Source organism: Enterobacter cloacae complex sp. CARB60 (assembly GCF_036487345.1).
GTDB classification, from domain to species: Bacteria; Pseudomonadota; Gammaproteobacteria; order Enterobacterales; family Enterobacteriaceae; genus Enterobacter; species Enterobacter asburiae_D.
This window is the reverse complement of sequence record NZ_JAZKLC010000002.1, coordinates 417,292-438,585: the sequence shown is the minus strand read 5'-3', so window position 1 is coordinate 438,585 and position 21,294 is coordinate 417,292. Positions and strand designations below refer to the sequence as shown.

The window sequence follows — 21,294 nt, the reverse complement described above, 5'->3', positions numbered from 1 at the left end:
ATACCTAAAAAATAACTATAAGCCTCGCAAATATGAAGGCGCGTCCTTAAGCCGGACAGCGCCTTCCATTATCCTAAAAATCCGAGGAGTCCCTACATGACACAGGAAAAGTCGTTTAAATCGAAAGCGTGGGAATTTTTCCAAAGCCTGGGAAAGACGTTTATGTTCCCGGTCTCTCTGCTGGCCTTTATGGGGTTGCTGCTGGGTATCGGTAGCTCCGTCACCAGCCCTTCAACTATTAAAAGTTTTCCCTTTCTGGGCGGCGAGTTAACGCAGCTAACCTTTGGCTTTATCGCCATGGTGGGCGGCTTCGCCTTTACCTATCTGCCGCTGATGTTTGCCATGGCGATCCCGATGGGCCTCGCCAAACGCAATAAGGCCGTGGGCGCCTTTGCCGGGTTCGTTGGCTACATGCTGATGAACATGAGCATCAACTACTACCTGACCGCCACCCACCAGCTTGCCGACGTCGCCACCATGAGACAGGTAGGACAATCGATCGTGCTGGGGATCCAGACCCTGGAGATGGGCGTGCTGGGCGGTATCGTGGTGGGGGTGATCGTCTATTTCCTGCACGAGCGTTTTCAGGACACGGTGCTGCATGACGCCTTTGCCTTCTTTAGCGGCATTCGTTTTGTGCCCATCATTAGCGCACTCACGCTGTCGCTGGTCGGGCTGTTTATCCCGCTGTTGTGGGAATACGTGGCGCTGGGGATTGCCGGAATTGGCCATATCATTCAGAGCACCAGCGTTTTCGGACCGTTCCTGTACGGCGTAGGCGTGCTGCTGCTTAAGCCCTTTGGTCTGCACCATATTCTGCTGGCGATGGTGCGCTTCACGCCGGCAGGCGGCATTGAGATGGTCAATGGTCATGAAGTGGCTGGCGCGCTGAATATTTTCTACGCCGAGCTGAAAGCCGGACTGCCGTTTAGCCCGCACGTTACCGCGTTTCTTTCGCAAGGCTTTATGCCGACCTTTATCTTTGGCCTGCCTGCCGTGGCGTACGCCATCTACCGCACCGCGCGCCCGGAAAACCGCCCGGTGATTAAGGGGCTGCTGCTTTCTGGCGTGCTGGTCTCTGTCGTCACCGGTATTTCAGAACCGATTGAGTTTCTGTTCCTGTTTATCGCCCCCGCGCTTTACGCCTTCCATATCGTGATGTCTGGCCTGGCGCTGATGGTGATGGCCCTGTTGGGGGTAACCATTGGCAACACCGACGGCGGGATTTTGGATCTGCTGATCTTCGGCGTGATGCAGGGGATGTCGACCAAATGGTATCTGCTGTTCCCGGTCGGTATCGCCTGGTTTGCCATCTACTTCTTCGTCTTCCGCTGGTACATCCTCAAACACGATATCAAGACGCCGGGACGTGAAGTGGACGCGCAGGGTGCGCAGCAGGCCGTCGAAGCCAACACCCGCGCGCGTGGAAAATCGAAATACGATCACGGGCTTATCCTGCGCGCGCTCGGTGGCAAAGAGAACATCGAGTCGCTCGACAACTGCATCACCCGCTTGCGCCTGGTCGTTAAGGAGATGGGGCTTATCGATCGGCAGGCGCTGAAAGCGGCTGGCGCCCTGTCGGTGGTGGTGCTGGATGCTCACAGCGTTCAGGTGATCATCGGCCCGCAGGTGCAGAGCGTCAAAACCGGCATTGAAGCCTTAATTTAACAGGGGGTTGTTGTGTTTGATTTCGACAAAATCATCGAGCGTAAAAGCGATAAGTGCCGTAAATGGGACCATGCGTTTGTCCGCTCGCGCTTTGGTGATGTCCCGCAGGGGTTTATCCCGCTGTGGATCGCAGACATGGATTTCACCTCGCCGCCTGCCGTTATTGAAGGCTTCCAGCGCATCGTGGAGCACGGCACCTTTGGCTATACCTGGTGCTTCGACGAATTTTACGACGCGGTGATGGCCTTCCAGCGCACGCGTCATCAGGTTGAGGTGGAGAAGTCGTGGATCACCCTCACCTACGGCACCGTCTCCACGCTGCATTACACGGTTCAGGCGTTCTGCACGCCTGGCGATAGCGTGATGATGAACACGCCGGTCTACGATCCGTTTGCGATGGCGGCACAGCGCCAGGGCGTGAAGGTCCTTGCTAACCCGCTTCGCGTGGAAGAAAACCGCTATCAGCTGGATTTTGATCTGATTGAAGAGCAGCTCAAAACCCACCGTCCAAAACTGTGGTTCTTCTGCTCGCCGCATAACCCCTCGGGCAGGATCTGGCGCGCGGATGAGATACGCCAGGTCTCCGATCTCTGTAAACGCTACGGCACGATTCTGGTGGTCGATGAGGTTCACGCTGAGCATATTCTGGACGGCACATTCGTCAGCTGTCTGACCTCGGGCTGTGCCGCACTGGACAACCTGATCGTGCTGACGTCGCCAAATAAAGCCTTCAACCTGGGCGGGCTGAAAACGTCCTACTCCATGATCCCGGACGATTCGCTGCGCCAGCGCTTCCGCCAGCAGCTTGAGAAGAACTCGATTACCTCCCCCAATATGTTCGGCGTATGGGGGATTATTCTCGCCTACCAGCACGGCCTGCCGTGGCTCGACGCGCTGAACGGGTATCTGCAAGGGAACGCCCGCTACCTTGCGGACGCTATTCAGACCCACTTCCCGGCGTGGAAGATGATGAACCCGGAATCGTCGTATCTGGCCTGGATAGACGTAAGCGCCGACGACCGCAGCGCCACAGAGTTGACCCAACATTTCGCCCAGCAGGCCGGTGTCGTGATTGAAGATGGCAGCCACTACGTGCAAAACGGCGAAAACTACCTGCGGATTAACTTCGGCACCCAGCGCTACTGGCTGGAGCAATCCATCAACCGAATGCTGAAGCATTACTGATTAGGATCTTAACCGATGAAAAAAGTGCTCACTCTCTCGCTGCTGGCCCTGTTTGTTTCTCACGGCGCTCTGGCCGCTAACTACGCGCTCAACAACGACAATATTGCTCTGTCGTTTGATGACGCAAACTCAACGGTAGTGGTTAAGGACAATAAGGCTAACCATCCGCTCACGCCGCAGGAGCTGTTCTTCCTGACGCTGCCGGACGAGATAAAAATCCACACCGCGGATTTCACCATTAAGCACGTCGAAAAGCAGGACAACGCAATTGTCGTCGACTTTACCCATCCGGACTTTAACGTAACGGTGAAGCTGAACCTGGTGAAGGGAAAATACGCCAGCATCGACTACACCGTTGCCGCAGTCGGCCAGCCGCGAGACGTGGCGAAAATTACCTTCTTCCCGACGAAAAAGCAGTCTCAGGCACCCTATGTTGACGGGGCGATCAACAGCTCGCCGATCGTTGCTGATTCGTTCTTTATTTTGCCCGACAAGCCCATCGTTAACACTTACGCCTATGAGGCGACCACCAATCTCAACGTAGAGCTGAAAACGCCGATCCAGCCGGAAACACCTGTCAGCTTTACCACCTGGTTCGGCACCTTCCCGGAAATCAGCCAGCTGCGCCGCAGCGTGAATCAGTTTATTGATGCCGTGCGTCCGCGACCGTACAAGCCTTATCTGCACTACAACAGCTGGATGGATATCGGCTTTTTCAATCCGTACACCGAGCAGGATGTGCTGGGGCGGATGGACGAGTGGAATAAGGAGTTTATTACCGGACGCGGCGTGGCGCTGGACGCCTTCCTGCTGGACGACGGCTGGGACGACCTTACCGGGCGCTGGCTGTTTGGCCCGGCATTCAGCAACGGTTTTGGCAAGGTTCGGGAAAAAGCCGACAGCCTGCACAGCTCGGTCGGACTATGGCTCTCACCGTGGGGAGGATACAACAAGCCGCGCGACGTGCGCGTCTCGCATGCAAAAGAGTATGGGTTCGAAACCGTCGACGGGAAGCTGGCGCTGTCGGGGCCGAACTACTTTAAGAACTTCAATGAGCAGATCGTTAAGCTTATCAAAAACGAACACATTACCTCGTTCAAGCTGGACGGGATGGGTAATGCCAACGCGCATATCCAGGGCAGCCCGTATGCCTCGGATTTTGACGCCTCTATCGCCCTGCTGCATAACATGCGCAGCGCCAACCCGAATCTGTTTATCAACCTGACGACCGGTACTAACGCCAGCCCGTCCTGGCTGTTCTACGCCGACTCGATCTGGCGCCAGGGCGATGACATCAACCTGTACGGCCCCGGCACGCCGGTGCAGCAGTGGATGACCTACCGCGATGCGGAAACGTACCGCTCCATTGTGCGCAAAGGTCCGCTGTTCCCGCTGAACTCGCTGATGTACCACGGGATCGTCAGCGCGGAAAACGCCTACTACGGGCTGGAGAAAGTACAAACGGACAGCGATTTTGCCGATCAGGTCTGGAGCTACTTCGCGACCGGCACGCAGCTGCAGGAGCTGTATATCACTCCTTCAATGCTGAACAAGGCGAAGTGGGATACCCTGGCGCAGGCGGCAAAGTGGTCGCGGGATAACGCCAGCGTGCTGGTGGATACGCACTGGATTGGTGGCGATCCAACCGCGCTGCAGGTTTACGGCTGGGCATCCTGGCGCAAGGACAAAGCGATTCTCGGCTTGCGTAACCCGTCGGATAAGCCGCAAAGCTACTTCCTGGATTTGACGAAAGATTTCGAAATCCCGACGGGAAACGCGGCGCAGTTTAGTCTGAAAGCGGTGTACGGCAGTAATTCAACCGTACCGAAGGAGTACAAAAACGCGGTGGTGATTACGCTGCAGCCGCTGGAAACGCTGGTGTTTGAGGCGGTGCCAGGAAAATAAAAAGTGTTCAGATCTGTAGGCCGGGTAAGGCGCAGCCGCCACCCGGCGAAACAGGCGGCAGGGGATTACTCCCCCTGCTGCTCCAGCGCATGCTTATACAGCGCATTTTTCTTCACGCCGTGGATCTCCGCCGCTAATGCCGCCGCTTTCTTCAGCGGCAGTTCCGCCTGCAGCAGCGCCAGCGTGCGCAGCGCGTCGGCTGGCAGCGCGTCTTCCTGCGCTTTATGTCCTTCGACAATCAGCACCATTTCGCCCTTGCGGCGGTTTTCGTCTTCCTTCACCCACGCCAGCAGTTCACCCACCGGCGCGCCGTGGATAGTCTCCCAGGTTTTGGTCAGCTCGCGCGCCAGCACCACGTAGCGGGCCTCTCCCCAGACGGTCACCATATCTTCCAGGCTCTCCAGCAGGCGGTGCGTGGATTCGTAGAAGATCAGGGTGCGCGGTTCCGCTTCCAGGTCTTTTAACACGTCGCGACGGCCTTTGGATTTGGCCGGCAGGAAGCCTTCATAGCAGAAACGGTCCGACGGCAGACCTGCGGCGCTCAGCGCAGCAATGGCGGCGCACGGCCCCGGCAGTGGCACAACGCGAATACCGGCTTCGCGACAGGTACGCACCAGGTGATAGCCAGGATCGTTGATCAGCGGCGTACCGGCGTCGGAGACCAACGCAATGTTCTGCCCCTCTTTCAGCTTCGCCACCAGCGTTTCGGCTTTTTGTTGCTCATTGTGATCGTGCAGAGCGAACAAACGGGCGTTAATCGCGAAGTGTTGCAGCAGCAGGCCGGTGTGGCGGGTATCTTCAGCAGCAATTAAATCAACAGCTTGCAGTACGGTGAGCGCACGTTGGGTAATATCAGACAAATTCCCGATAGGAGTAGGTACAATATAAAGCTGGCCTTGAGAATTATCTGCCGTTTCGTGTTGTTTCATTGTTTCGTCCGTATTGCCGATTTAATATTGAGCATTGCGTAAAAAAAATCACTGGATACAGTATGGTACCGTTAACGTTTCTTCGAAAAAAAGCCACGCGCAGCGTGCCGCTTCTGCTGGCAGCCCTGATATTTGCAGGCTGTGGCACCCAGGCACCTGACCAGAGCACCGCCCATCTTCAGGGTTCTGCTCAGGCTGATTCTGGCTTTTATCTGCAACAAATGTCGCAGAGTTCAAATGATACCAAGACCAACTGGCAATTACTCGCCATTCGTGCACTGCTGAAAGAGGGTAAAACCCAGCAGACTGCCGAACTGTTTAACCAGTTGCCGAAAGATCTTAACGACGCCCAGCGTCGTGAGCAGAGCCTGCTCTCTGCCGAGCTGAAGGTCGCGCTGAAAGATTACGCCGCCGCGAAGAAGATCCTCGGGGATATTGACGTGAGCGCGCTGGATAAAAATCAGCAGGCTCGCTTCTGGCTGGCGGGCATTACCGCAGAGCAGGGGCGACCTTCCCTGACGCTGCTCCGCGCCCTCGTCGCGCAAGAGCCGCTGCTCGGCGGTGCCGATAAGCAGAAAAATATTGATGCCACCTGGCAAGCGCTTGCCTCTATGACCCAGGAACAGGCGCAGGCGCTGGTCATCAACGCCGATGAAAACGTCCTGCAGGGCTGGCTGGATCTGCAGCAGATGTGGTTTAACAACCGCAGCGATCCAAAGATGCTGAAGGCCGGTATTACGGACTGGCAGACGCGCTACCCGCAAAACCCGGGGGCGAAAATGCTGCCAACCCAGCTGGTGAACGTGCAGAACTTTAAGCCAGCGTCCACCAGCAAAATCGCACTGCTTCTGCCGCTCAACGGCCAGGCGGCGGTGTTTGGCCGTACCATTCAGCAGGGCTTTGAAGCGGCGAAAAACGGCACGACGTCGGTAACCGGCAGCGCAGTTCCCGCGCAGGCGGCCCAGGCGGCTAACGTAAATGACGTTGTCAGCCCGTCCGCCGCAGAGACCAGCGACCTGACCACGGCGCAAGCGCCGGCGCAGGGTACGATGCAAAATCCGGTGACGGCTCCGACGACGCCTCCGGCTTCACCTGCACCGGCTACTACAGCACCTGCTACTCAGGCTCCGGCCGAGACGCAAGCGGCACCAGCGCCTGACGCAACAGCAGAACAGCCTCAACAGCAGCCTGCGCAACCCGCGGCTCAACCTGATGCGCAGCCGCAGGCCGTGGCAACCACCAGCGCCAACCCGGGCGCTGAGTTGAAAATCTACGACACCAGCTCGCAGCCGCTTGACCAGGTTCTGGCACAGGTTCAACAGGACGGGGCGAGCATCGTTGTCGGTCCGCTGCTGAAAAACAACGTGGAAGAGCTGATGAAGAGCAATACCACGCTGAACGTGCTGGCGCTCAACCAGCCTGAGCAGGTTCAGAACCGAGCCAATATTTGCTACTTCGCGCTTTCCCCTGAAGATGAAGCCCGCGACGCGGCGCGTCATATTCACGAGCAGGGTAAGCAGGCTCCGCTGCTGCTCATCCCACGCAGCGCGCTGGGGGATCGCGTGGCCAACGCCTTTGCCGATGAGTGGCAGAAGCTGGGCGGCGGCGTAGTGCTGCAGCAGAAATTCGGTTCCGTCTCTGAACTGCGCGCTGGCGTAAACGGTGGAGCAGGTATCGCGCTTAACGGCAGTCCTGTCACCGCGAGCCTGCCACAGCAGCAGGGCGTGACGATTGGCGGCCTGACGATCCCTGCCCCACCTACCGACGCGCAGATTAGCGGTGGCGGTAAAGTGGATGCGGCCTATATTGTTGCCACGCCGCAGGAGATCGCCTTTATCAAACCGATGATCGCGATGCGTAACGGCAGCCAGAGCGGCGCAACACTCTACGCCAGCTCGCGCAGCGCGCAGGGCACCGCAGGCCCGGATTTCCGTCTGGAAATGGACGGTCTGCAGTACAGCGAAATCCCGATGCTGGCAGGCAGCAACCCGGCGCTGATGCAGCAGGCGCTGAGTACCGTACGTAACGATTATTCGCTGGCGCGTCTGTATGCGATGGGTGTCGATGCATGGGCGCTGGCGAACCACTTTACCCAGATGCGTCAGGTGCCGGGCTTTGAGCTTAACGGCAACACCGGCGATCTTACCGCAACCCAGGACTGCGTGATCAACAGGAAGTTATCATGGCTCAAATACCAGCAGGGACAAATCGTCCCGGCCAGTTAAGCCGTAAAGAGACCGGCGATGCGTGGGAGTTAAAGGCGCGTCGCTGGCTTGAAGGCAAAGGACTGCGCTTTATCGCCGCTAACGTCCGCGGGCGCGGCGGCGAAATCGACCTGATCATGAAAGACGGTCAGGTCATCGTGTTTGTAGAAGTCCGCTTTCGACAGTCCTCCCGTTTTGGCGGTGCTGCCGCCAGCGTGACGCTCGCCAAACAACATAAATTATTACAGACTGCCCACTTGTGGCTTGCCCGCCATAATGGGAGCTTTGATACTGTGGATTGCCGGTTCGATGTGATAGCCTTCACCGGAAATGAGATCGAATGGCTTAAAAACGCTTTTGGCGAAGACGCATAATTAAGATTTAAAAGGGATAACGTGCTCGAAAGAATTAAAGTGTGCTTCACAGAAAGCATCCAGACTCAGATTGCCGCGGCGGAAGCCCTTCCGGATGCTATCTCGCGTGCCGCAATGACGCTGGTGCAATCCCTGCTTAATGGCAACAAAATCCTCTGTTGTGGCAACGGCACGTCGGCCGCCAACGCACAGCATTTTGCTGCCAGCATGATCAATCGCTTTGAAACAGAACGCCCGAGTTTACCCGCCATTGCACTTAATACCGATAATGTGGTCTTAACGGCGATTGCTAACGATCGTCTGCATGACGAAATTTACGCAAAGCAGGTGCGGGCCCTGGGTCACGCCGGTGATGTGCTGCTGGCCATCTCCACGCGCGGGAATAGCCGGGACATTGTCAAAGCCGTTGAAGCCGCCGTCACCCGCGACATGACCATCGTGGCCTTAACCGGCTATGACGGGGGTGAGCTGGCGGGTCTGCTTGGGCCGCAGGATGTGGAAATCCGCATTCCTTCTCACCGGAGCGCGCGTATTCAGGAGATGCATATGCTCACGGTGAACTGCTTATGTGATTTGATCGATAACACGCTTTTCCCTCACCAGGATGATTAAGGAGTTCTTATGAAGGCTTTATCGACCCTCGCAGTCCTTATGTCTGCATTACTGCTTCAGGGATGTATCGCTGCGGCCGTTGTGGGTACCGCCGCGGTAGGCACCAAAGCGGCAACCGATCCGCGCACTGTGGGGACGCAGGTGGATGACGGTACGCTGGAGCTGCGCGTCAACAGTGCGCTGTCGAAAGACGAACAAATCAAGAAAGAGGCGCGTATCAACGTGACGGCTTATCAGGGCAAAGTGCTGCTGGCAGGCCAGGCGCCGAATCTGGAGCTCGCCTCTCGTGCGAAACAGATTGCGATGGGCGTCGAAGGGACCACAGAGGTGTTTAACGAAGTGCGTCAGGGCAAGCCAATTGGCCTGGGTGACGCCTCTTCCGATACCTGGATCACCACCAAAGTGCGTTCCCAGCTGCTGGGCTCGGACCAGGTGAAATCCTCCAACGTGAAGGTGACGACTGAAAACGGTGAAGTGTTCCTGCTGGGTCTGGTGACCGACCGTGAAGGGAAAGCGGCGGCCGATATCGCCAGCCGGGTGAGCGGCGTGAAGCACGTCACCACCGCGTTTACTTACATTAAGTAAGCCACACCTGACTGTAGGCCCGGTAGGCGCTAGCGCCTACCGGGCTTTTTTTACATCAACGCAATACTCCCCACTATCACGCCGCTCAACGCCACCAGCCCCGCGGTCAGCCACAGCGCTTTCGCCGGGAACGACTTACGCAGCATGATAAGCGACGGCAGGCTGATCGCCGGCAGCGTAATCAGCAGCGCCAGCGCCGGCGCGGTACCCATACCGGCCAGCATCATGGTCTGAACAATCGGGATCTCCGCCGCCGTTGGGATCACAAACAGACAGCCTGCAACGGCCATCGCAATGACCCACATCAGGGTGTTGTCGATAGCGCCATCCGCATGCGGGAAGAGCCAGACGCGCGCCGCCCCCAGAACCAGTACCGCCAGGATATAGACCGGGATGGTGCTCCAGAAAAGTTGCCAGAGCGCCCTGCCCCAGCGCGCAAAGAAGCCCCCCTGCGGCTCGCTGACGCCCAGCTCAACGGCTGCGGGTTCTACGGCAGTATCCTTCACCAGTTTTTGCACCAGCGTCGCCACCACCAGCACGGTCATCAGCCCGGCAACCAGGCGGATGAATGCGAAATGCCAGCCCAGCACAAAGCCCATAAACACCAGCGTTGCCGGGTTGAGCAGCGGGTTCCCCATCCAGAACGCCAGCGCGCCGCCCATCGACACGCGCTGACGACGCATCCCTGCGGCCACGGGTGCCGCACAGCAGGAGCACATCATGCCCGGCAGGGAGAAAATCGTTCCCAACAGCGTGCCCTGAAAGCGCGGCTGCCCAAGGGTTTTCACCAGCCAGTTGCGGGGGATAAGCACCTGAATCAGTGACCCCAGGATCACGCCTAAGACGGCGGCTTTCCAGACGGCAAGGAAGTAGACCATGGCATAATCCCACGCCGCCTGTAGCGGGCTTGACTCAGCCTGCGCGAGAATAGATTTACCGATGCTGTGCGTTTCGGCGGCGGTGAAGGCTTTGCCGTAGTACGGCTGCCATTTCACATACCAGAGGCCAACAATGACCACGAGAAAGAAAAGTGCGGGCTTCCACCATTGAACAGGTGTTGCCGCCTGAGATGAAGACTGACCAGTCATAGCATTCCCCGGAGAGTATTAGGTTATTAGCCGGGGGAGTTTACGCCTCGCCCTGCGCGATTTCACGCAGTTTTGCCGAGGGGATAATGTTTACGCCCGCTTTCGACGGGGCCAGTCCTTCTTTTAACATCGCGCGGGCGACGTCCCGCGCCTCGATGGATTTCCAGTTGCCGGGAAGGATGCGAAACAGCGGGGCCAGTATCGACTCGTTAAATCGGCGCTCGTCCCGGTGGCCGATCAGCATCGACGGGCGCACAATCGTCAGTTGCTCCCATTTCTGCGCTATCAGTGCATCCTCCATCTTGCCCTTCACCTTGTTGTAGAAGAAAGGCGATCCGGCACTGGCGCCCAGCGCGCTGACCACCAGAAAATGTTTGGCCCCCAGCTTTTTCGCCGTGAGCGCGGTGTCCACCACCAGCGTATAGTCGGCGTGGATAAATGCCTCTTTGCTGCCCGCCTCCCGCCGCGTAGTGCCCAGACAGCAAAAGGCGATATCAATAGGATCCTGCACCTGCGCCAGCGCGTCCGTCAGCTGAGGATCGTGCGGATTAAAGACGCCAGATAAGTCCGCCAGCGGCCGACGCGTCGGGGCGGCGATATAGTTCACGCGGCGATCCTGAATCAGCAGCCGCAGCAGATGATCGCCCACTAACCCGGTGGCACCCGTAATCAATACCTGACTCATCTTATCCCCTTTACAGAATTGTCCGTTTGCGAACTCAGCGTCGTCGACCACACTTAGAAGTCTGTTACAGGTAAGTATTTACCACAAGCGGAGAAAAATCAGTCTGAAGCCAAAACAACGGAGGAAGCATGGGCAAGAAAATCGCAGTCTTGATTACCGACGAGTTTGAAGATTCAGAATTCACCTCTCCGGCAGAGGCGTTCCGCAAGGCGGGACATGAGGTCATTACCATTGAGAAAGAGGCGGGCAAAACGGTGACAGGCCATAAGGGCGAGGCCAGCGTAACCATCGATGAGACCATCGATAACGTGAGCCCCTCAGATTTCGACGCCCTGCTGTTACCCGGCGGCCATTCCCCGGATTCCCTGCGCGGGGACAAGCGCTTCGTGACCTTCACCCGGGACTTTGTCTCCACCGGCAAACCGGTCTTTGCCATCTGTCACGGCCCGCAGCTGCTCATCAGCGCAGAAGTGGTCCGCGGGCGTAAGCTCACCGCCGTGAAACCGATCGTTATCGATCTGAAAAATGCGGGGGCCGAGTTTTACGATCAGGAGGTGGTCAACGACAAAGACCAGCTGATCACCAGCCGTACCCCGGACGATCTCCCGGCGTTTAACCGCGAAGCGCTACGCCTGCTCGGCGCGTAACCAGTGGAGCTTTTTGCCAAAGCCCAGGGTGTTGTCGGTAAATTTCAGCTCATCGAGGCGGATTTCCCACACCGGGGCTTTTAGCGCAGCGGCAACGGGAAAGCGGCGCGTGTAGAGCTTACGGCGCGCGTCGCTCTCTTCGCCGTCCAGACGACGGATCTCCCCTTTGAACTGCACGCCGCGGATCAGCGCGACCGTTTTCGGCTGGCCGTTTACCGTACCCGCGACCTTTGCCTGCTGGCCGGTCATCTGCGCATGACGCGTTTTGTCTTCGCTCATGACATAAAAAGCCACGCGCTCAGGATCGTAGTAGTAAAACGCATTTGCGCACCACATCTCACCCTCGTCATAGACGCACCAGGTGACAACATGCTGCTTCGCCAGCCAGCGGTTAATGGCGGCCAGTGTTTCCATTTTCGTTCTCTCTCATGCTATGGTGCGTTCACCTTAACATACTGAATCTGTTTACCGTGTGCTGGTTTCTCTATCTTGTCCGAACCGCTGATAACGCCCTCTACACCGGGATCACCACCGATGTGGCGCGGCGTTTTTTGCAACATCAAACGGGGAAAGGGGCAAAGGCGCTGCGGGGGAAAGGGGAATTACAGCTCGCCTTCTCAGCGCCCGTCGGCGACCGATCGCTGGCGCTCAGGCTGGAATACCGCATCAAACAGCTGACGAAGCGCCAGAAAGAGCGCCTCGTGACCGGAGACGGCTCCTTTGAGGCGCTACGCGAGAGCCTGATTAAAAGCGATTGAAATGGTCGTGGTACTCGACCAGGCCATTGACGCCGTTGAGCGCGTCGTCCGCCAGACGATGGACCTGGAAAGCGGATTCCGTCCCCGGCCAGCGGCAGCGCAGATCGTAATGCGCGGCCTGCTCAAAGCCTAAACGGCCATAAAACGCCGGATCGCCCAGCGTGACAACGGCCGCATAACCAAACTCATTGAGCGAATCCAGCCCTTCATAGACCAGCTGGCGTGCCAGCCCCTGCCCGCGATAGCTTTCATCTACCGCCAGCGGTGCCATACCTACCCACTGCAGCTCTTCGCCCTGAACGATGACCGGACTGAAGGCAACATAGCCCACCACCTGACCTTCGTCATCGGTGGCAACCAGCCCCAGCGTAATCAGGCCGTCTTCGCGAAGGTCGTGGACCAGTTGGGCTTCGGCATCGCTCGCAAAGGCGCGGCGTAACAACGCATCAATCCCCGGCGCATCAATCCCAATTTCGACTCGAATCAGCATGGCTCACCTACTGAAGTGTGTTTACCGTCCGGCGGGGTTTTCAGCCCGGCCTCAACGAAATCTGCCATTTGCATTAACATCACGCGCAGCGCTTTCGGCATCTGCTCCAGCTCAATGGCATCCATTAAATTCTTAACGTACAGGCCCAGCTCAGTGTCGCCTTCAATCACCAGACGGCGCTGGAAGAAGAGCGTATCCGGATCCTGCTTACGCGCGGCGATCATCAGCAGATCGCTGGCGTTGGCGCTAAAACTCACATCCGCCTCGGCGGATTCGCGTACGATCAGCTGGTCATTCTCAACGGAGGTAAACCAGCGCAGCCCGATGTCACGCACTTCAATGCTTAACCAGCGGCCTTCCAGGAATTCCAGCTCGCCATCCTGCAGCGCCTGGCGGAACTGCCAGCTCAGGACCTGCTCCAGCACCTGGCGTTTAAGCGCGAACGGCGCCAGCTTGACCGGCACGCTCAGCATTGATGGACCAAATTGTACGAGACGTGAACGCAGTTTATCCAGCACGAGCTTTACTCCCTGATATCTATAGTCCTGCTATTTTGCCATATCCGAAGCGCAACATAGCGGCGTAAATCAACAAACCGTCGTCCGTCGTACCTCATTATTGGTGCCATCAATACGCCATTAGCTGCCTTAAATCAAAAATTGTCGCGTATGGGTTAATTAAAATCCCAGCTCGTTAACAATTTTGCGATCGACAACATCAGGATAAATTATGGAGCTGCTCTGCCCTGCCGGAAATCTTCCGGCGCTTAAGGCGGCCATCGAAAATGGGGCCGATGCGGTCTATATCGGGCTGAAAGATGACACCAACGCCCGCCATTTTGCTGGCCTCAACTTTACGGAGAAAAAGCTTCAGGAAGCCGTTAACTTCGTTCACCAGCACCGCCGCAAACTGCATATCGCCATCAATACCTTTGCTCATCCTGACGGCTACGCCCGCTGGCAGCGCGCGGTGGATATGGCGGCACAGCTGGGTGCCGATGCGCTGATCCTGGCCGACCTCGCCATGCTTGAGTATGCGGCAGAACGCTATCCGCATATTGAGCGCCACGTCTCTGTTCAGGCATCAGCCACCAACGAAGAGGCCGTACGTTTTTACCATCAACACTTCGACGTGGCCCGCGTGGTGCTGCCGCGCGTGCTCTCTATTCATCAGGTTAAGCAACTCGCGCGCGTCACGCCAGTACCGCTGGAGGTTTTTGCCTTTGGCAGCCTGTGCATCATGGCCGAAGGCCGTTGCTATCTTTCCTCTTATTTAACCGGTGAATCGCCGAATACCGTCGGAGCCTGCTCCCCTGCCCGCTTTGTTCGCTGGCAGCAGACCCCGCAGGGGCTGGAGTCTCGCCTGAATGAGGTGCTGATTGACCGCTATCAGGACGGTGAAAACGCCGGTTATCCAACCCTGTGTAAAGGCCGCTATCTGGTCGACGGCGAGCGCTACCACGCGCTGGAGGAGCCTACCAGCCTTAACACGCTGGAGCTGCTGCCTGAACTGCTGGCGGCCAATATTGCCTCGGTGAAAATCGAAGGTCGTCAGCGCAGCCCGGCCTATGTGAGCCAGGTGGCGAAAGTGTGGCGTCAGGCCATCGACCGCTGCATGGCGGATCCGCAGAACTACGCTCCGCAGCAGACCTGGATGGAGACGCTCGGATCGATGTCCGAAGGCACGCAAACCACGCTGGGCGCGTATCACCGTAAATGGCAGTGAGATAATCATGAAATATTCATTAGGACCGGTGCTCTACTACTGGCCAAAAGAGACGCTGGAAGATTTTTACCAACAGGCCACCACCAGCAGCGCCGATGTGATTTACCTCGGTGAAGCGGTGTGCAGCAAGCGCCGCGCCACCAAAGTGGGCGACTGGCTGGATATGGCGAAAAGCCTGGTCGGCAGCGGCAAGCAGGTGGTGCTCTCGACGCTCGCGCTGGTGCAGGCGTCTTCCGAACTGGGCGAGCTGAAGCGCTACGTCGAAAATGGCGAGTTCCTGCTGGAAGCGAGCGATCTCGGCGTGGTGAACATGTGCGCCGAGCGTAAACTGCCGTTTGTCGCGGGTCATGCCCTGAACTGCTATAACGCCGTGACCCTGCGCCTGCTGCTCAAACAGGGGATGACGCGCTGGTGTATGCCGGTAGAGCTCTCGCGAGACTGGCTGGCTAACCTGCTTAACCAGTGCGAAGAGCTGGGCATTCGCAATCAGTTTGAAGTGGAGGTGCTGAGCTACGGTCATTTGCCGCTGGCCTACTCCGCCCGCTGCTTTACCGCGCGCTCGGAAGACCGCCCGAAAGACGAATGCGAAACCTGCTGCATTAAGTACCCGAACGGACGCAGCGTGCTGTCGCAGGAGAATCAGCAGGTGTTTGTCCTGAACGGCATTCAAACCATGAGCGGCTATGTCTATAACCTCGGCAACGAGCTGGCGTCGATGGACGGTCTGGTGGATATGGTTCGGCTGTCGCCGCTGGATACCGGCGTGTTCGCGATGCTGGACGCCTTCCGCGCCAACGAAAACGGCGCGTCTCCGCTGCCGCTAACCGCCAACAGCGACTGCAACGGCTACTGGCGACGTCTCGCCGGGCTGGAATTGCAGGCGTAAAAAAGGCTCACTTTGTTAACAACGGTTATCATTTTTTAATGCAGTATTAAAGATTCACCGTCGACAAAGTGAGCTGTTATGACTGACAAAACCATTCCGTTTTCGGTGCTGGATCTGGCGCCGATCCCACAAGGCTCCTCGGCACGAGAAGCCTTTTCGCACTCTCTGGATCTGGCTCAGCTGGCCGAAAAGCGTGGCTATCACCGCTACTGGCTGGCCGAGCACCACAACATGGTGGGCATCGCCAGCGCCGCCACCTCGGTTCTGATCGGCTATCTGGCAGCCAATACCACCACACTACACTTAGGCTCAGGTGGCGTAATGCTGCCTAACCACGCCCCGCTGGTGATTGCCGAGCAGTTTGGCACCCTGAATACCCTCTATCCGGGGCGTATTGATTTGGGCCTTGGACGTGCGCCGGGCAGCGATCAGCCGACCATGCGTGCCCTGCGTCGCCATATGAGCGGCGATATCGACAACTTCCCGCGCGACGTGGCCGAGCTGGTGGACTGGTTCGACGCGCGCGATCCGAACCCGCACGTGCGCCCGGTGCCGGGCTACGGTGAGAAGATCCCGGTGTGGCTGTTAGGCTCAAGCCTCTACAGCGCACAGCTCGCCGCACAGCTGGGGCTGCCGTTTGCCTTCGCCTCGCACTTCGCGCCGGATATGCTGCATCAGGCGCTGCATCTTTACCGCACGAACTTCAAACCGTCCGAGCGTCTTGAGAAACCGTACGCGATGGTGTGTATCAACATCATTGCCGCCGACAGCAATCGCGACGCGGAATTCCTCTTCACCTCTATGCAGCAGGCGTTTGTGAAGCTGCGTCGCGGTGAAACGGGCCAGCTTCCGCCGCCGGTGGAGAATATGCACCAGCTGTGGTCAGCCTCCGAACAGTATGGCGTTCAGCAGGCGCTGAGTATGTCGCTGGTAGGCGATAAAGCGAAAGTGCGTCACGGGCTGGACGCGGTGCTGCGCGAAACGCAGGCGGATGAAATTATGGTTAACGGCCAGATTTTCGATCACCAGGCGCGTTTGCATTCGTTTGAACTGGCGATGCAGGTGAAAGAAGAGTTGGTGGGGTAGTTTTTTGCCGGATGGCGGCTTCGCCTTATCCGGCCTACGCGATCCCTGTAGGCCCGGTAAGCGTAGCGCCACCGGGCAATGTGTTTACTGGTAAACAGGCAACAGGTTAAAACTCGACAGCACGTGCACCAGGGCATTGCCAGCACCAAACACCAGGATCAGCGCAATCATCGGCTTGCCGCCCCAGACGCGGAATTTCGGGCTGCCGAAGCGTTTACGTGATTTACGTGCCAGCAGCGCCGGCACAATCGCCGCCCAGATAGTTGCCGCCAGCCCTGCATAGCCGATGGCGTACAGGAAGCCGTTCGGCCACAGCAGACCGCCCACAATCGGTGGCAGGAAGGTCAGCAGCGCGGTTTTAAAGCGCCCCATCGCAGAATCATCAAAGCCAAACAGATCCGCCAGGTAGTCAAACAGGCCCAGAGTTACGCCGAGGAAAGAGCTCGCCACCGCAAAGTTAGAGAAGATAACCAGCAGCAGATCCAGGCTGCGGCTGTTCAGCACGCCGCTCAGCGCCTGCACCAGCACGTCGATGTTACCGCCCTTCTGGGCAATGCCGATAAATTCCGGACGCGGGATGTTGCCCATCGTCCCCAGCAGCCAAATCACATACAGCCCCAGCGCCAGCAGCGTGCCGTAGACCAGGCACTTCACAATGGTGCGCGGATCTTTGCCGTAGTACTTCATCAGGCTCGGCACGTTACCGTGGTAGCCAAACGACGCCAGACAGAACGGCAGGGTCATCAGCAGGTACGGCGTATAAGAGGTGTTCAGCTCGGCGACGTTAAACAGCGTGGCGGGCGTCACGTGCCCCAGCAGGCTGCCGAACGTCAGGAAGAAAGTGATGACCTTAGCGCCTAATACGATCGCCGTCATGCGGCTTACCGCTTTGGTACTCATCCAGACGATAAACGCCACAGCCAGCGCAAAACACAGCCCCGCCAGACGCGCCGGAACGTTCAGCGACATCTCCGAGAAGGTGTGATGCAGAATCGAGCCGCTCGCCGAAATATACGCGTAGGTCAGGATATAGAGCACAAACGCGATGGATAGCCCGTTCACCAGGTTCCAGCCTTTACCCAGCAGATCTTTGGTGATGGTGTCGAAGCTGGAGCCAATGCGGTAGTTCAGGTTTGCTTCGAGGATCATCAGCCCGGAATGGAGCATGCAGAACCAGGTAAAGACCAGCGCGGCCAGCGACCAGAAGAACCACGCACCGGACATGACCACAGGCAGGGAAAACATCCCGGCACCAATGATGGTTCCGCCGATGATCACCACGCCGCCAAGCAGCGAAGGTGACGTTTGGGTGGTGGTTAGTGTCGCCATACAGCCTTTTCTCCAGTCAATCATGCGGTTCTGCATTTTAATGTGACGCACTGTACCAGTACAAGAGTACAAAAGGAATAAAAAAAGCCCCGATAGCGTGTATCGGGGCTGTATATTTTACTTTACGTCAGTTGCGTAAGGCTTACGCGTCACGGCGACGGCTTGGGCCTTCTTCGCGACGTGGGCCACGGTTTTCACGGCGTTCACCGCTGAAACGACCGGCACCAGGTGCAGCGCCTTCGCGACGAGGAGGACGATTACCTTCACGACGCTCGCCACCACCAAAGCTACGACGGTCACCCGCTGGACGATCGCCACCACGACGCTCTGGACGAGGCTGCGCATCACCCATTAGCTGCATGTTCATCGGCTTGTTCAGGATGCGGGTGCGAGTAAAGTGCTGCAGAACTTCGCCCGGCATGCCTTTTGGCAATTCGATGGTTGAGTGAGTACCGAACAGCTTGATGTTACCGATGTAACGGCTGCTGATGTCGCCTTCGTTAGCGATCGCGCCAACGATATGACGAACTTCAACGCCATCATCACGGCCCACTTCAATGCGGTACAGTTCCATATCACCCGCGTCACGACGTTCGCGACGTGGACGATCTTCACCACCACGCTCTGGACGGTCACCACGTGGGCCACGGTCATTGCGGTCATTACGGTCGCCACGACGTTCGAAACGATCGTCACGGTCACGGAATTCACGCTTAGGACGCATCGGCGCATCTGGTGGCACGATCAGGCTACGTTCGCCCTGAGCCATTTTCAGCAGTGCTGCAGCCAGGGTTTCCATGTCCAGCTCTTCGCCTTCAGCAACAGGCTGAATCTGCGACAGCAGCGCACGGTACTGATCCAGATCGCTACTTTCCAGCTGCTGCTGTACTTTCGCGGCGAATTTTTCCAGACGGCGTTTGCCCAGCAGATCTGCGTTTGGCAGGTCCGCTTCTGGAATGGTCAGCTTCATGGTGCGTTCAATGTTACGCAGCAGACGACGCTCGCGGTTCTCAACGAACAGCAGCGCGCGGCCAGCACGACCCGCACGACCGGTACGGCCGATACGGTGAACGTAAGACTCGGAATCCATTGGGATGTCGTAGTTCACAACCAGGCTGATACGCTCAACGTCCAGACCACGTGCTGCCACGTCGGTTGCAATCAGGATATCCAGACGACCGTCTTTCAGACGCTCCAGAGTCTGCTCACGCAGGGCCTGGTTCATGTCGCCGTTCAGCGCTGCGCTGTTGTAGCCGCTACGCTCCAGGGCTTCAGCCACTTCCAGAGTCGCGTTTTTGGTACGCACGAAGATAATCGCCGCATCAAAATCTTCCGCTTCCAGGAAACGTACCAGCGCTTCGTTTTTGCGCATGCCGTACACAGACCAGTAGCTCTGGCTGATGTCCGGGCGAGTGGTTACGCTGGACTGAATACGCACTTCCTGAGGATCTTTCATGAAGCGCTTGGTGATACGACGAATCGCTTCTGGCATGGTGGCAGAGAACAGCGCGGTCTGATGACCGGCTGGGATCTGCGCCATGATGGTTTCTACGTCTTCGATGAAGCCCATACGCAGCATTTCATCTGCTTCATCCAGTACCAGGCCGCTCAGTTTAGAGAGGTCCAGAGTACCGCGCTTCAGGTGATCCAGCAGACGGCCCGGCGTACCGACAACAATCTGTGGGCCCTGGCGCAGGGCGCGTAACTGCACGTCATAACGCTGGCCGCCGTACAGGGCTACCACGTTTACGCCGCGCATATGTTTAGAGAATTCCGTCATAGCTTCTGCAACCTGAACAGCCAGTTCACGGGTTGGAGCCAGGACGAGGATCTGCGGTGCACGCAGGTCCGGATCAATGTTGTTCAGCAGCGGCAGCGAGAATGCTGCAGTTTTACCGCTACCAGTCTGGGCCATGCCCAGCACGTCACGACCAGAAAGCAGGTGTGGGATACACTCAGCCTGGATCGGAGATGGTTTTTCGTAACCCAGATCGTTAAGGGCTTCAAGGATAGGAGCCTTCAGGCCCAGATCTGCAAAAGTGGTTTCGAATTCAGCCATGTAGTACAAGTGCCTCGATATTAATGGCGGCCAGTCTACTTAGCTCATCGTGAAAATGATTAGCAATTTTCATTGAAAAGTGTGAACCGGCTCAAAGTAGGTGTATTGACGAACAACAACGCCCTCACCAGTTAAGGTGATGGCAATCAAAAGATTACGGGCTGATGTTTATGTCGTCAGCTATTGCTGGTCCGATTCTGCCAGGTCGTCATGCTCCTGGCCCAAGAGCGATAATTCCAACAATGCATAACGGTGCTCAACGAAGTTGTGTACGTTGTTAGCAACCGCTAATTTGAACAGTGCCGTAGCGCTGTCCATATCCCCCAGACTTAGGTAGTACTTACCTAAATAGAAGTTGGTTTCACTGAGATGCTCAGCGAGCGAGGTGTTATCCGTTGCGTCCGCCTTGAGGCGTTCCATCAGCGTTGCTTCGCTAATGTTGCCCAGGTAGAACTCGACAATGTTCCATCCCCACTGTTCCTTGTCCGATTTATCGAAGCGCTGTTTCAGTGCCTCTTTTGCCTGCTTCTCATCGAGCTTCTGCTCAACGATGTAAAGCCACAGGCTACGGAAAGGATCATTAGGATCGTCTTGATAAAACGCCAGCAGATCATCTTGCGCTAACTTATCACGACCGCCGTAATACAGTGCGATACCGCGATTCAAGTGCGCGTAGTTGTAAGTTGGATCAAGCTCAAGTACAGAATCAAACGCTTCATAGGCAGCATCAAAATTGCCTGCCTGCGTTAAATAAATGCCTAAGTAATTGAATACTTCAGGCATATCAGGTCGGATAGCCAGCGCTTGTGAAAAATCATTTCGCGCCAATGCCCTCAGACCGAGACTATCATACAACACTCCGCGCTCATATAAAAGCTGTGCGCGTTCTTCATCGGTTAAAGCCCGACTGGCAAGTATTTGTTCCATGCGTGCCAGAATCACTTCTTGCTGCAAAGTCGGTTGCAATGGCACTGCGAGGACTTCGCTCTTACGCCAGGCAGAGTTGCTGCATCCTGCCAGCGTTAAAGCTGTCGCAACGAAACACCAGCGCAAAAAAGGCTTCATTTCCCACTCCCGAA

The 21,294-nt window shown here is 57.1% G+C and carries 22 protein-coding genes; 12 read left to right on the top strand and 10 right to left on the bottom strand.

Features of this window, described 5'->3' with window-relative positions; all coding sequences use genetic code 11:
- Positions 1-96 precede the first annotated feature (96 nt).
- From malX to V4835_RS03115, 3 genes are read left to right on the top strand one after another with little or no spacing between them, the layout of a single operon-like run.
- Positions 97-1,668 (top strand): maltose/glucose-specific PTS transporter subunit IIBC, encoded by a 1,572-nt coding sequence (gene malX / locus V4835_RS03125; RefSeq protein WP_331411155.1) that lies wholly within the window; start codon positions 97-99, stop codon positions 1,666-1,668.
- A 12-nt stretch (positions 1,669-1,680) separates the two neighbouring features.
- On the top strand, positions 1,681-2,853 hold the full coding sequence (locus V4835_RS03120) for a MalY/PatB family protein (protein ID WP_331411154.1): 1,173 nt from the start codon (positions 1,681-1,683) through the stop codon (positions 2,851-2,853).
- 15 nt (positions 2,854-2,868) lie between these two features.
- A complete protein-coding gene (locus V4835_RS03115; protein WP_331411153.1) occupies positions 2,869-4,758 on the top strand; it encodes an enterotoxin in 1,890 nt (629 codons plus the stop codon).
- A gap of 65 nt (positions 4,759-4,823) precedes the next feature.
- On the opposite strand, the gene rsmI is transcribed toward V4835_RS03115, so the two are convergent.
- The gene (gene rsmI, locus V4835_RS03110; RefSeq protein WP_023309315.1) at positions 4,824-5,687 is read right to left on the bottom strand and encodes a 16S rRNA (cytidine(1402)-2'-O)-methyltransferase; all 864 of its coding nucleotides are present in this window, start codon (positions 5,685-5,687) and stop codon (positions 4,824-4,826) included.
- A 62-nt stretch (positions 5,688-5,749) separates the two neighbouring features.
- Between rsmI and V4835_RS03105 the strand changes: the two genes are divergently transcribed.
- From V4835_RS03105 to dolP, 4 genes are read left to right on the top strand one after another with little or no spacing between them, the layout of a single operon-like run.
- On the top strand, positions 5,750-7,912 hold the full coding sequence (locus V4835_RS03105) for a penicillin-binding protein activator (protein ID WP_331411152.1): 2,163 nt from the start codon (positions 5,750-5,752) through the stop codon (positions 7,910-7,912).
- Positions 7,870-8,265: a YraN family protein gene (locus V4835_RS03100; protein ID WP_213328885.1), complete on the top strand. Its 396-nt coding sequence runs from the start codon at positions 7,870-7,872 to the stop codon at positions 8,263-8,265. The genes V4835_RS03105 and V4835_RS03100 overlap by 43 nt, the downstream gene beginning before the upstream one ends.
- Before the next feature lie 21 nt (positions 8,266-8,286).
- Positions 8,287-8,877, top strand: a complete 591-nt coding sequence (gene diaA, locus V4835_RS03095) for a DnaA initiator-associating protein DiaA (RefSeq protein ID WP_003861754.1) — start codon at positions 8,287-8,289, stop codon at positions 8,875-8,877.
- Positions 8,878-8,886: 9 nt separating this feature from the next.
- The gene (gene dolP, locus V4835_RS03090; protein ID WP_029739641.1) at positions 8,887-9,462 is read left to right on the top strand and encodes a division/outer membrane stress-associated lipid-binding lipoprotein; all 576 of its coding nucleotides are present in this window, start codon (positions 8,887-8,889) and stop codon (positions 9,460-9,462) included.
- Positions 9,463-9,512: 50 nt separating this feature from the next.
- Here dolP and V4835_RS03085 read toward each other — a convergent pair whose 3' ends face one another.
- Together V4835_RS03085 and V4835_RS03080 are read right to left on the bottom strand one after the other, a co-directional pair.
- Entirely contained in the window at positions 9,513-10,550 is a 1,038-nt protein-coding gene (locus V4835_RS03085) for a permease (RefSeq protein ID WP_331411151.1), read from the bottom strand.
- Between the two features lie 40 nt (positions 10,551-10,590).
- Positions 10,591-11,235: an NAD(P)H-binding protein gene (locus V4835_RS03080; RefSeq protein ID WP_193941440.1), complete on the bottom strand. Its 645-nt coding sequence runs from the start codon at positions 11,233-11,235 to the stop codon at positions 10,591-10,593.
- A gap of 128 nt (positions 11,236-11,363) precedes the next feature.
- On the opposite strand from V4835_RS03080, the gene V4835_RS03075 reads away from it, so the two are divergent.
- Entirely contained in the window at positions 11,364-11,882 is a 519-nt protein-coding gene (locus V4835_RS03075; RefSeq protein ID WP_331411150.1) for a type 1 glutamine amidotransferase domain-containing protein, read from the top strand.
- On the opposite strand, the gene V4835_RS03070 is transcribed toward V4835_RS03075, so the two are convergent.
- A complete protein-coding gene (locus tag V4835_RS03070; protein WP_023309322.1) occupies positions 11,862-12,296 on the bottom strand; it encodes a YhbP family protein in 435 nt (144 codons plus the stop codon). The two genes, V4835_RS03075 and V4835_RS03070, sit on opposite strands and share 21 nt — an antisense overlap.
- Before the next feature lie 14 nt (positions 12,297-12,310).
- Here V4835_RS03070 and V4835_RS03065 point away from each other — a divergent pair, with 14 nt between their 5' ends.
- The gene (locus tag V4835_RS03065; protein WP_008501484.1) at positions 12,311-12,640 is read left to right on the top strand and encodes a GIY-YIG nuclease family protein; all 330 of its coding nucleotides are present in this window, start codon (positions 12,311-12,313) and stop codon (positions 12,638-12,640) included.
- Here V4835_RS03065 and V4835_RS03060 read toward each other — a convergent pair.
- Complete coding sequence (locus V4835_RS03060; protein ID WP_023309324.1) at positions 12,627-13,130, bottom strand: GNAT family N-acetyltransferase; 504 nt, start codon at positions 13,128-13,130, stop codon at positions 12,627-12,629. The two genes, V4835_RS03065 and V4835_RS03060, sit on opposite strands and share 14 nt — an antisense overlap.
- A complete protein-coding gene (gene ubiT, locus V4835_RS03055; RefSeq protein ID WP_023333580.1) occupies positions 13,124-13,648 on the bottom strand; it encodes a ubiquinone anaerobic biosynthesis accessory factor UbiT in 525 nt (174 codons plus the stop codon). Before ubiT ends, V4835_RS03060 begins: the two co-directional genes overlap by 7 nt.
- Before the next feature lie 211 nt (positions 13,649-13,859).
- Here ubiT and ubiU point away from each other — a divergent pair, with 211 nt between their 5' ends.
- The 3 genes from ubiU (at position 13,860) to V4835_RS03040 (ending at position 16,827) form a co-directional block, all read left to right on the top strand.
- Positions 13,860-14,855, top strand: coding sequence for a ubiquinone anaerobic biosynthesis protein UbiU (ubiU, locus tag V4835_RS03050; protein ID WP_063143566.1), 996 nt, complete (start codon positions 13,860-13,862; stop codon positions 14,853-14,855).
- Positions 14,856-14,862: 7 nt separating this feature from the next.
- Positions 14,863-15,741, top strand: a complete 879-nt coding sequence (locus V4835_RS03045) for a U32 family peptidase (RefSeq protein WP_331411149.1) — start codon at positions 14,863-14,865, stop codon at positions 15,739-15,741.
- Positions 15,742-15,819: 78 nt separating this feature from the next.
- A complete protein-coding gene (locus tag V4835_RS03040) occupies positions 15,820-16,827 on the top strand; it encodes a luciferase-like monooxygenase (protein WP_047646424.1) in 1,008 nt (335 codons plus the stop codon).
- An 84-nt stretch (positions 16,828-16,911) separates the two neighbouring features.
- On the opposite strand, the gene mtr is transcribed toward V4835_RS03040, so the two are convergent.
- From mtr to nlpI, 4 genes are all read right to left on the bottom strand, one after another.
- Positions 16,912-18,156, bottom strand: coding sequence for a tryptophan permease (gene mtr / locus V4835_RS03035; RefSeq protein WP_331411148.1), 1,245 nt, complete (start codon positions 18,154-18,156; stop codon positions 16,912-16,914).
- Between the two features lie 142 nt (positions 18,157-18,298).
- A complete protein-coding gene (locus tag V4835_RS03030; protein ID WP_063143568.1) occupies positions 18,299-20,215 on the bottom strand; it encodes a DEAD/DEAH family ATP-dependent RNA helicase in 1,917 nt (638 codons plus the stop codon).
- Positions 20,208-20,288 (bottom strand): protein YrbN, encoded by an 81-nt coding sequence (gene yrbN, locus V4835_RS03025; RefSeq protein ID WP_097397692.1) that lies wholly within the window; start codon positions 20,286-20,288, stop codon positions 20,208-20,210. The genes V4835_RS03030 and yrbN overlap by 8 nt, the downstream gene beginning before the upstream one ends.
- Positions 20,289-20,395: 107 nt before the next feature.
- Complete coding sequence (gene nlpI / locus V4835_RS03020) at positions 20,396-21,280, bottom strand: lipoprotein NlpI (RefSeq protein WP_331411147.1); 885 nt, start codon at positions 21,278-21,280, stop codon at positions 20,396-20,398.
- Between the last annotated feature and the right edge of the window lie 14 nt (positions 21,281-21,294).

What these genes read in the sequence shown, in the direction of transcription:
- malX (WP_331411155.1), top strand. Translation starts at nt 97, where the DNA reads ATGACACAGGAAAAGTCGTTTAAATCGAAAGCGTGGGAATTTTTCCAA.
- V4835_RS03115 (WP_331411153.1), top strand. Translation starts at nt 2,869, where the DNA reads ATGAAAAAAGTGCTCACTCTCTCGCTGCTGGCCCTGTTTGTTTCTCAC.
- rsmI (WP_023309315.1), bottom strand. Translation starts at nt 5,687, where the DNA reads ATGAAACAACACGAAACGGCAGATAATTCTCAAGGCCAGCTTTATATT.
- V4835_RS03105 (WP_331411152.1), top strand. Translation starts at nt 5,750, where the DNA reads ATGGTACCGTTAACGTTTCTTCGAAAAAAAGCCACGCGCAGCGTGCCG.
- V4835_RS03100 (WP_213328885.1), top strand. Translation starts at nt 7,870, where the DNA reads ATGGCTCAAATACCAGCAGGGACAAATCGTCCCGGCCAGTTAAGCCGT.
- dolP (WP_029739641.1), top strand. Translation starts at nt 8,887, where the DNA reads ATGAAGGCTTTATCGACCCTCGCAGTCCTTATGTCTGCATTACTGCTT.
- V4835_RS03085 (WP_331411151.1), bottom strand. Translation starts at nt 10,550, where the DNA reads ATGACTGGTCAGTCTTCATCTCAGGCGGCAACACCTGTTCAATGGTGG.
- V4835_RS03080 (WP_193941440.1), bottom strand. Translation starts at nt 11,235, where the DNA reads ATGAGTCAGGTATTGATTACGGGTGCCACCGGGTTAGTGGGCGATCAT.
- V4835_RS03075 (WP_331411150.1), top strand. Translation starts at nt 11,364, where the DNA reads ATGGGCAAGAAAATCGCAGTCTTGATTACCGACGAGTTTGAAGATTCA.
- V4835_RS03070 (WP_023309322.1), bottom strand. Translation starts at nt 12,296, where the DNA reads ATGGAAACACTGGCCGCCATTAACCGCTGGCTGGCGAAGCAGCATGTT.
- V4835_RS03065 (WP_008501484.1), top strand. Translation starts at nt 12,311, where the DNA reads ATGCTATGGTGCGTTCACCTTAACATACTGAATCTGTTTACCGTGTGC.
- V4835_RS03060 (WP_023309324.1), bottom strand. Translation starts at nt 13,130, where the DNA reads ATGCTGATTCGAGTCGAAATTGGGATTGATGCGCCGGGGATTGATGCG.
- ubiU (WP_063143566.1), top strand. Translation starts at nt 13,860, where the DNA reads ATGGAGCTGCTCTGCCCTGCCGGAAATCTTCCGGCGCTTAAGGCGGCC.
- V4835_RS03045 (WP_331411149.1), top strand. Translation starts at nt 14,863, where the DNA reads ATGAAATATTCATTAGGACCGGTGCTCTACTACTGGCCAAAAGAGACG.
- V4835_RS03040 (WP_047646424.1), top strand. Translation starts at nt 15,820, where the DNA reads ATGACTGACAAAACCATTCCGTTTTCGGTGCTGGATCTGGCGCCGATC.
- mtr (WP_331411148.1), bottom strand. Translation starts at nt 18,156, where the DNA reads ATGGCGACACTAACCACCACCCAAACGTCACCTTCGCTGCTTGGCGGC.
- V4835_RS03030 (WP_063143568.1), bottom strand. Translation starts at nt 20,215, where the DNA reads ATGGCTGAATTCGAAACCACTTTTGCAGATCTGGGCCTGAAGGCTCCT.
- yrbN (WP_097397692.1), bottom strand. Translation starts at nt 20,288, where the DNA reads ATGAAAATTGCTAATCATTTTCACGATGAGCTAAGTAGACTGGCCGCC.
- nlpI (WP_331411147.1), bottom strand. Translation starts at nt 21,280, where the DNA reads ATGAAGCCTTTTTTGCGCTGGTGTTTCGTTGCGACAGCTTTAACGCTG.